This window comes from Novosphingobium panipatense, from assembly GCF_900182875.1.
GTDB lineage: Bacteria > Pseudomonadota > Alphaproteobacteria > Sphingomonadales > Sphingomonadaceae > Novosphingobium > Novosphingobium panipatense.
Genome location: NZ_FXUI01000022.1, coordinates 24429 through 32137 on the forward strand (window position 1 = coordinate 24429; position 7709 = coordinate 32137).

At 64.4% G+C, this 7709-nt stretch carries 11 protein-coding genes and 1 pseudogene; 8 read left to right on the plus strand and 4 right to left on the minus strand.

From position 1 onward, the window contains the following. Positions 1-46 precede the first annotated feature (46 nt). A complete protein-coding gene (locus QOL62_RS18445) occupies positions 47-679 on the minus strand; it encodes a transcription elongation protein SprT (RefSeq protein WP_283407173.1) in 633 nt (210 codons plus the stop codon). Positions 680-1245: 566 nt separating this feature from the next. On the opposite strand from QOL62_RS18445, the gene QOL62_RS18450 reads away from it, so the two are divergent. From QOL62_RS18450 to QOL62_RS18485, 8 genes are all read left to right on the plus strand, one after another. After that, complete coding sequence (locus tag QOL62_RS18450) at positions 1246-1557, plus strand: type II toxin-antitoxin system TacA family antitoxin (RefSeq protein ID WP_283407174.1); 312 nt, start codon at positions 1246-1248, stop codon at positions 1555-1557. Between the two features lie 2 nt (positions 1558-1559). After that, the gene (locus QOL62_RS18455) at positions 1560-2093 is read left to right on the plus strand and encodes a GNAT family N-acetyltransferase (RefSeq protein ID WP_283407175.1); all 534 of its coding nucleotides are present in this window, start codon (positions 1560-1562) and stop codon (positions 2091-2093) included. Next, entirely contained in the window at positions 2090-2317 is a 228-nt protein-coding gene (locus QOL62_RS18460; protein WP_283407176.1) for a helix-turn-helix domain-containing protein, read from the plus strand. The genes QOL62_RS18455 and QOL62_RS18460 overlap by 4 nt, the downstream gene beginning before the upstream one ends. A 14-nt stretch (positions 2318-2331) precedes the next feature. Then, on the plus strand, positions 2332-2718 hold the full coding sequence (locus QOL62_RS18465) for a DUF2442 domain-containing protein (RefSeq protein ID WP_283407177.1): 387 nt from the start codon (positions 2332-2334) through the stop codon (positions 2716-2718). Next, on the plus strand, positions 2715-3308 hold the full coding sequence (locus tag QOL62_RS18470) for a histidine phosphatase family protein (RefSeq protein WP_283407178.1): 594 nt from the start codon (positions 2715-2717) through the stop codon (positions 3306-3308). The genes QOL62_RS18465 and QOL62_RS18470 overlap by 4 nt, the downstream gene beginning before the upstream one ends. A 138-nt stretch (positions 3309-3446) precedes the next feature. Then, positions 3447-3872 carry an Ohr family peroxiredoxin gene (locus tag QOL62_RS18475; RefSeq protein ID WP_185703193.1) on the plus strand — a complete coding sequence of 142 codons (426 nt, stop codon included), beginning with the start codon at positions 3447-3449 and terminating at the stop codon, positions 3870-3872. A gap of 11 nt (positions 3873-3883) precedes the next feature. Beyond that, positions 3884-4345 (plus strand): MarR family winged helix-turn-helix transcriptional regulator, encoded by a 462-nt coding sequence (locus QOL62_RS18480; protein ID WP_283407179.1) that lies wholly within the window; start codon positions 3884-3886, stop codon positions 4343-4345. A gap of 24 nt (positions 4346-4369) precedes the next feature. Further along, positions 4370-4990, plus strand: coding sequence for a glutathione S-transferase family protein (locus tag QOL62_RS18485; protein ID WP_283407180.1), 621 nt, complete (start codon positions 4370-4372; stop codon positions 4988-4990). A gap of 25 nt (positions 4991-5015) precedes the next feature. Here the strand turns inward: QOL62_RS18485 and QOL62_RS18490 are convergent, their stop codons facing one another. The 3 genes and pseudogenes from QOL62_RS18490 to QOL62_RS18500 form a co-directional block, all read right to left on the minus strand. After that, positions 5016-5978, minus strand: a complete 963-nt coding sequence (locus QOL62_RS18490; protein WP_283407181.1) for a tyrosine-type recombinase/integrase — start codon at positions 5976-5978, stop codon at positions 5016-5018. After that, the gene (locus tag QOL62_RS18495; protein ID WP_283407182.1) at positions 5975-6370 is read right to left on the minus strand and encodes a CopG family transcriptional regulator; all 396 of its coding nucleotides are present in this window, start codon (positions 6368-6370) and stop codon (positions 5975-5977) included. The genes QOL62_RS18490 and QOL62_RS18495 overlap by 4 nt, the downstream gene beginning before the upstream one ends. Before the next feature lie 417 nt (positions 6371-6787). Then, positions 6788-7603, minus strand: a pseudogene (locus tag QOL62_RS18500) (IS3 family transposase); the annotation flags it as partial. Positions 7604-7709 lie beyond the last annotated feature (106 nt).

Consider the following 7709-nt stretch of genomic DNA (forward strand, 5'->3'; position numbering starts at 1 on the left):
AATCGCTTCGGCATGATCTGTCTATCGTTGTGATATACGACCGCGCTCAATCCTCCGGCTCGAGATCGTCGTCTTCCAGCGGCTCATGCTCCATGACCCCATGCCCCTCGATCGGGCAGAGCGGCGCGCCGGCCTGTTCCAGCCATTTGCGCGCGGTCCTGACCGTATAGCCGCACGTCGCGCACTCGCATTTGAGCATCCGGGTTTTCTGCTTCTTGGGCGCGGTCGACTCCCCGCCCGTGTCGAGACGGGCATGGGGGAGGGGGCCAGCGGCATCGAGGATCGGCACGATGGCGGCAAGGAACGCCTCGCCGGGGGTGGTGGCGCGCATCGGCCCGACAAGGCCCAGCCCCAGCGCAACGCGTTTAAACGCCGCCCCATGTCCGGCCGGGATGCCGACGGCGGCATGAACCAGCTCATGCGCGAGGATGGCCGCGATCTGCGACGGCATCGCGTCGGGCGCGTGCGCGAGGTCGGGGCGGATGAAGATTTCAAAATGCCCGTCCGCGCTCAAGCGGTTATCCCAGCACTCGCCGATTGCCTTGCCCTTGCGGCCCGCGCTGGTGAAGCCGATCGCGACCCGCACGCGCGAGGGCAGGGGGGCATCCAACGCCTCGAACAGCGGGGCCATGCCCGCCGCCACCCGGTTGAGCCAGCTTTCGCGATTGTCCTGCGTCATGCCTTCTACTCCCTTCAAATCGCCCTTCGGGGCGATGGCCTCTCGCCATCGCTCCCGAGTTCGCGCGGAGCAGCCGGCGAGAGAGGGGGGCAGCGGGAATCTGCGGGAGTGGTGCGGGCGCAGGGAGCGCAGCGAGTGAGCCACGGTCCCGCTGATTGCCGTTGCGGGGGAGAGAAGGCCGGGACCGGCTTCCCCCCACTAGGCCAACGACGCGCCGGCGCACGCCGGCACCGCAGGGCAGGGGCCTCGCCCCGGCCCTCACGCGAGGATCGTCACGCTTATGCGCTAAGACCGCTTGCGGGCTTGGTCGGAGCCTTCAGGCGGAGATAGAGCCGTGCCCGAAGGGCCGCTCCCGATATGTCTTTCTAATGGCGGAATGACGGCATATAGATAGCATTGCGATATACAAACGATAGAGAATAGCACCTCGGACGCCCTGCGCTTCCCCGCCTCTCTCAAGCGTCGCTGAAATGACGATCCCAGCGGCCGTGACTCCGAAATGACGAAAGGCCCATCTTGAATTTTCCGGCAATTGGCCGTACATCGCGAAAGGAAAGGAGAAAGCTATGGCCCACGCACAAAGACGGGAAAGCGCCCCCCCAGTTCGCCGGCGAGGCGAGCGACTGGAAGCGCGCGTGACGGCGGAGCAAAAGGCGCTGATCGAGCACGCGGCGGCGCTGGAAGGGCGCAGCATCACCGATTTCGTGCTGACCAGTGTTCAGGATGCCGCCAAGCGCGCCATTGCGGAGCATGAAGTCATCCAGCTTAGCGTCAAGGATTCCAAGGCGTTCGTGGAGGCGCTGCTCAACCCACGCGAGCCGAGCAAGAAGATGCGCGAGCGGGCGGCAGCATATGTGGCGCGATATGGTGACCAATAGGCGTGAGTATTGACCCAAGCCCCGTTATCGAGCTTCTCGACACGACACGCCACGATCGTTCCGGCTTCTCCTGCGGCGTCGAAGCGCTCGATCGCTATCTGCAATCGCAGGCCAGCCAGGATGCGCGCCGGCGCGTGGCGGCTCCCTATGTGCTGATCGAGCCGCCGTCGCCCAACGTCCTCGGCTTCTACACGCTGTCGAATACATCGCTACAAGCGGCGGACCTGCCGGCCGCGCTCGTCAAGAAACTCCCGCGCTACCCCGTCCTGCCTGCCACACTCCTGGGCCGGCTCGCGGTCAATGCGAAAGGGCGGGGTAGGGGGCTGGGAACGGAGCTTTTGTTCAATGCTCTCCGGCGCTGCCTGCGAGGCGAGACGGCCTCGATGGCGGTTGTGGTGGACGCCAAGGACGATGCGGCCGCTTCCTTTTATGAGCGGCATGATTTTGTAAGGTTGCCCGAACAGCCCAACCGCCTGTTCATGCCGATGGCGGAAATCGAAAAGCTGTTTGCGAGTGCCGGGGATAGGCGTCCATGACCGACGCTGATCGAACCGACGAAATCCTCTATCCGCCGATGGAGGCGGCCGAAGTCAGGCGTTTGCGCCAGGAGAGCGGTTTGAGCCAAGCCGGATTTGCGGGCTTGCTGGGGGCGCACAAGCGCACGGTCCAGCGCTGGGAGGCCGGCTCGACGCGGCCGACTGGTGCCGCGCTCGCTCTGCTGACGGTGGCGAAGCGGCGCGGCATCCAGATTCTGACCTAGGAAGGATTGTTAAGATGGCCGGTCATCGCCCGTTCCGCGAACTCATGGCTGATGTCATGAAGGATTGGAGTCCGGAACGGCGCGCCCGCTATGAGGCGCGCAAGGCGGAGTTCGCGGCCGAAATGGAAGCGGTCGACAAGCTGCCTACGATCCTTGCCGTCCAAGTGACCGGGCCGGCGTCGCTGCGTCTCACCTGGTCCGATGGCATCAATGGCGAGCTGAACCTGACCGGCCTGCTGGCGGATCGCCATTTCGAGACGCTGCGCGATCCGGACGTGTTCGCGCTAGTCGGGGTAGGGGAGTGGGGTCATAGTCTGGCATGGCCTTCGGGCGTCGAGCTGGGCGCTGACACGCTCCGGCATGAAATGGAGCTGACGCAGATGCAACGCGAGCGGCCATGAGAGCGATCTTCGTCCGCCACGGCGAATCGACCGGCAACGCGGGTATTCCGTGCCACGATCTCGCGACGATCGAGCTGACCGAGCGCGGCCACGAACAGGCGAGGACGGTCGCGGCGAGCTGGACGCAAGCGCCTGCGCTCATCGTCACGTCGCCCTATACCCGCACGCAGCAGACGGCCGCGCCCACGATCGCGCGCTTTCCCGGCGTGCGGGTGGAAGTGTGGCCGATAGAAGAGTTCACCTATCTGCAACCGGCGCGCTGGAACGGCACGCGCAGCGCCGAACGGATGCCGCACCTCGAACGCTATTGGAGCGAGGCGGACCCGGACTATTGCGACGGGGAAGGGGCGGAGAGCTTCGCCACCCTGCTACGGCGCTGCGAGGCGGCGCTGACGCGCCTCGCAGCCATGCCTACGGGATCGCTGGTCTATGTGTTCGGGCATGGGCAGTTCATCCAGGCCGCGCGCGCGATCGTCGCCGACACGCATCTGGACGAACGGGCCAAAATGCGCGCGTTCTGGCGCAAGGGCGAGCCGCTCGCGATCAGCAACGCGCAGCGGGTAGGCTTCCACTGGCAGGCTGGCCGCTGAGAATGTGCGCCGCCGATCGCTGCCTAGATCAACACCCACTCCACCTCGTTCGCCGTCAGGTCATAGGCCACCGCCTCCTTGACACAAATATATTGTGAACAATATATTTGTGTCAAATCTAGCTATGGAGATGAGTCGATGAGCGCATTGTACAGCACGAAGGTCACGGCGATCGGCGGCCGGGCCGGAACCATCAAGAGCGACGACGGCTTGCTCGATCTCGCGCTGGCCCTTCCCAAGGCGCTTGGCGGCAAGGGGGACGCGACCAACCCCGAGCAACTGTTCGCGGCCGGTTATGCCGCCTGCTTCGAGAACGCGGTGATCCATGTGACGCGCGCGGCGGCCGACAAGGTGAAGGACGACGATATTGTTGTGGTCGCAACCGTCGGGATGCAGCCCAACGGTGCGGGAGGCTTTGCGCTGACCGTCGCGCTCGACGTGACGATCACCGGCCTCGATCAGGAGGCGGCCGAGGAAGTCGTTGCGAAGGCGCATGAGGTCTGCCCCTATTCGAACGCGGTGAAGGGCAACATCGACGTCGCAATCACCGTCGCGACCAACTGAGGACGAATGACATGGACCTGCCGGACGATGGCGACCCTCTCGACCTTGACCGGCAGGTCTGCTTTCCGCTCTACGCCGCTTCGAACCTGCTCAATCGGCTGTATCGACCGATCCTCGCCGAGTTGGGCCTTACCTATCCCCAATATCTGGTGATGCTGGTCCTCTGGAAGCAGTCGCCCCAGACGGTCGGGTCGCTCGGCGACATGCTCTATCTCGACAGCGGCACGCTGACGCCGCTGCTCAAGCGCATGGAAATGGCGGGCCTCATCAGCCGCACCCGCGACGCCGGGGACGAACGGCGCGTGTTGATCGACGTGACGGCGAAAGGCCGCACCTTGCGGTCAGCCGCCGAGAAAGTGCCCTCCGCTCTCGCAGCGGGTCTCGACATCGACGCAACGTCCGTGATCCGGCTGCGCGATCAGGTTCGCAGCCTCGTGGCGGTTCTCCACGGATCGCCAACCCTGAAATCGTGAATGTTCTAAAATCAGGAGACGATCATGCTAACCGTCCATCATCTTGGCATTTCGCAATCGGACCGGATCGTCTGGCTTTGCGAGGAACTGGCCATTCCCTACGAACTGGTGCTTTACGAGCGCGATCCCGTCACCCGGCTCGCTCCCGCCACATACAAGGCGCTGCATCCGTCCGGGACGGCCCCGGTCATCACCGAAGACACCCTGGTCCTCGCCGAATCGGGTGCGATCATCGACTATATCGTGGCGCGGCATGGGAACGGCCGGCTGACCCTGCCATCGGATCATCCAGATTTTGCCAGCTACCTGTACTGGTATCATTTCGCCAACGGCTCGCTCATGCCCTGCATGATGACGCTGATGGGTGAAGGAGGCATGGTTCAGGTCATGCACGATCGCGCCGCCCGCAATCTGGCGGCACTTGAGACCCATTTCGCCCAGGGGCATGTCTGGCTGGCCGGCGATACGTTCACCGTTGCCGACATAATGATCATGTTTCCCCTGACGACGATGCGGGCATTCGTTCCACTGGACCTGTCGCCTTATCCAAACCTTCGCGCCTATCTGAAGCGGGTGACGGAGCGGCCCGCCTTTCAGGCCGCGAAGGCGAAGGCTGATCCTGACCTTGAATTGCTGATTGATTGAACGCCCGACTGGACGATCGCGACCGCTAGATCAACACCCGTTCCACCTCGTCGAGCGTCACGTCATCGGAGCGCCGGTCATAGAGCTGGGTGGTGCGCGTCGAGCTGTGGTTCGCCATCGTCGCGGCCGTCTCCAACGTCCCGCCATTTTTCAGATAGGTGGTGATCCCGGTCGCGCGGAACGAATGGTTGCCGATCGCCGTCCCGATCTCGGCCGCGCCGGCGCGCCGGCGCACCATCGCGAACGCATTGGCTTGGGGCAGGGGGGTATCGCTTAGTCGCTTAGTCCCGCGTGCGATCGTGCGGAACAGCGGTCCCTTGCGATCCTCGCGCAGCGCGCACCCGTCGATATAGGCGGTCAGATAATCCTCTAGATTGTGGTGGCAGGGCATTTCATGGCGCTTGCCACCCTTTTCGTGGAGGCGGACCCACAGGCGGCGGTTCTGCACGAACACGTCCTCGACGCGCATCGCTAGCGCCGCGCCGATCCGCGCGAAACTATAGACCATCAACCCGATCAGGGCACGGTCGCGCAGGCCCGCATGGGTGGTCACGTCGATGCTGTCGAGCAACCGCCGCGCCTCGTCGGGGGCCAGCACCGGCGTCTTGCCGCGCCGCTGGCTATGCGCCGGCCCGCGCACCGATCCGGCAGGGTTCACCGGCACGATATGGCCCGTCACCAGCCAGTCGAACAGGTGACGCACGCCGGCGAGCTGCTGCTTGACGCTGGGCGCGGCCAGCTCGCGCCCCAGCGCCTCGACCCAGGCCGCGACGTGGAGCGGTTGCACCCCGGCGAGAGAGGCAACGCCGCGCTCCGCTACCCAGGCCAGGAACTCGCCCGCCGCACGCGCATAGGCGCGGCGCGTATGCGGATTGCGGATGGTGACGGCGAAGAACTCAAGGAAGCGCAGCCGCGTGGCGTTGTCGGCCGCCGCGATCAAGACCGGCAACGCCAGCGCCGGCGAGGGCAGGGGGGCGAGCTGGTTCATCGTGCGATCTTCTGCCAGCGGGCCGGCTCGGGGCGGGGCTTCGCCAGCTCCCGGCGCAATTCGTCAAACACCTCATCGGCGGGACGAACGCGGCCCGCCTTCACGTCCTCAAGCCCGCGCGCAACCGACTCGTCCAATATCCGGCGCAACAGCTCGTCGCGCAAATCGCGGTGCGGCTCCATGTCGATGAAGTTCTTGACGATCGCGAACACGACCTCGGACGGATCAACGAAATGGCCCCGCTCGACCTGCGCCAACAGCCAATCAGCCATGTCGCCGGGTAGATACGCCTCGAAACGCAGCCCGCCCGCGCGCGCCTGCTCGCGCAGCGCCTTCGCCTGGTCGCGCTCGGCGTAGTTGTCGGCAAAAGCCTCGTCCTCATTTTCAATCATGCCGGCATCCCTTTTTGCGGTGGATCTTCGGAGGCGTTTAAACGGCTCGTTCGGATCTCAGGTAATATGTGATAAAGGACATTATCATATATATACAGACATGCGAATTGATCGCTTTTGGGTGAGTTGCGCCGCAACCGCTTCGCGCGGGGCTGAGGCCAAGCCTCAGGGGTAAGTGGGATAACGACGCGGCCGCCGCGATTGGCGGCATTTTGCGCCGGGGTTCTGCGCCTCGCCGTTCCACGGGCCGAGGCTGGTGAAACGGTTTTGGTAGTGGATGATGAGCCTACCGTGAGGATGTTGATCGCCGAGGTGCTGAGCGATCTTGGATACACGGCGGTCGAGGCTGCGGATGGTGAGGTGGTCCCGCCTTCTTGGACAGTTTGGCGGCTGAGTTAAGCTAAACCCGGTTGTCGTTCATGCCGCCTGCTTGATCATCAGATTATGGGGAGCATGCCCCCCATAATCTGATTGCCCGTCCCATCGATAGGCCTCGGCCGGCGTTCTGCCAGCAAGGCTCGAGTGCGGACGCTGGGTGTTGTAATAGGTGATCCACCGGCCAAGGCCAGCCCGCAGCTCCGAGCCGGTCTCGAAGGCGTGGAGATAGACGCACTCGTATTTCAGGGAGCGCCAGAGTCGCTCGATGAAGATGTTGTCCATCCACCGTCCCCGACCGTCCATGCTGATGCGGACCTCGGCATCACGCAGCACGCTGGTGAAGGCGTAGCTGGTGAACTGGCTGCCCTGGTCCGTGTTGAAGATTTCCGGCTTGCCGAACCAGGCCAACGCCTCTTCCAGCGCCGCGACACAGAAGCCGGCGTCCATCGTGTTCGACAGCCGCCAGGCGAGCACCTTGCGGGTCGCCCAGTCCATGATCGCCACCAGATAGAGGAAGCCACGGCGCATCGGGATGTACGTCACGTCGGCGCACCACACGTGATTGGGCCGCTCGATCGTCAGCTTGCGCAGTAGATACGGATAGACCCGGTGCTGCGGGTGCGGATCGCTCGTGCGGGGCCGCTGGTAGATCGGCGTCAGCCCCATCTTCGCCATCAGGCGACGCACCCGACGGCGACCGACCTCGTGCCCGGCACGCCGCAGGTGCCGCGCTATCTGGCGGTTGCCGTACCACGGGCAGTCCAGGAACGTCGCGTCGATCACCGTCATCAGCGCCAGCGTCTCGTCCGTTTCCGGCACCGGTGCGTAGTAGGGGTCCGGTGAGAGGATGGACAAAAACGTACGCTCTCATGACTGCCATCCGAGACGCTGGCCGAGTTTACTCCTTCGCTGGCCTCGAGACCAGCGGTCGCATTGACCTTGGCGGGTGTGCCGCGGGCGC

Excerpts from the sequence above, each read along its gene's own strand:
- QOL62_RS18445 (WP_283407173.1), bottom strand. The coding sequence starts at position 679 with ATGACGCAGGACAATCGCGAAAGCTGGCTCAACCGGGTGGCGGCGGGC.
- QOL62_RS18450 (WP_283407174.1), top strand. The coding sequence starts at position 1,246 with ATGGCCCACGCACAAAGACGGGAAAGCGCCCCCCCAGTTCGCCGGCGA.
- QOL62_RS18460 (WP_283407176.1), top strand. The coding sequence starts at position 2,090 with ATGACCGACGCTGATCGAACCGACGAAATCCTCTATCCGCCGATGGAG.
- QOL62_RS18465 (WP_283407177.1), top strand. The coding sequence starts at position 2,332 with ATGGCCGGTCATCGCCCGTTCCGCGAACTCATGGCTGATGTCATGAAG.
- QOL62_RS18470 (WP_283407178.1), top strand. The coding sequence starts at position 2,715 with ATGAGAGCGATCTTCGTCCGCCACGGCGAATCGACCGGCAACGCGGGT.
- QOL62_RS18475 (WP_185703193.1), top strand. The coding sequence starts at position 3,447 with ATGAGCGCATTGTACAGCACGAAGGTCACGGCGATCGGCGGCCGGGCC.
- QOL62_RS18480 (WP_283407179.1), top strand. The coding sequence starts at position 3,884 with ATGGACCTGCCGGACGATGGCGACCCTCTCGACCTTGACCGGCAGGTC.
- QOL62_RS18485 (WP_283407180.1), top strand. The coding sequence starts at position 4,370 with ATGCTAACCGTCCATCATCTTGGCATTTCGCAATCGGACCGGATCGTC.
- QOL62_RS18490 (WP_283407181.1), bottom strand. The coding sequence starts at position 5,978 with ATGAACCAGCTCGCCCCCCTGCCCTCGCCGGCGCTGGCGTTGCCGGTC.
- QOL62_RS18495 (WP_283407182.1), bottom strand. The coding sequence starts at position 6,370 with ATGATTGAAAATGAGGACGAGGCTTTTGCCGACAACTACGCCGAGCGC.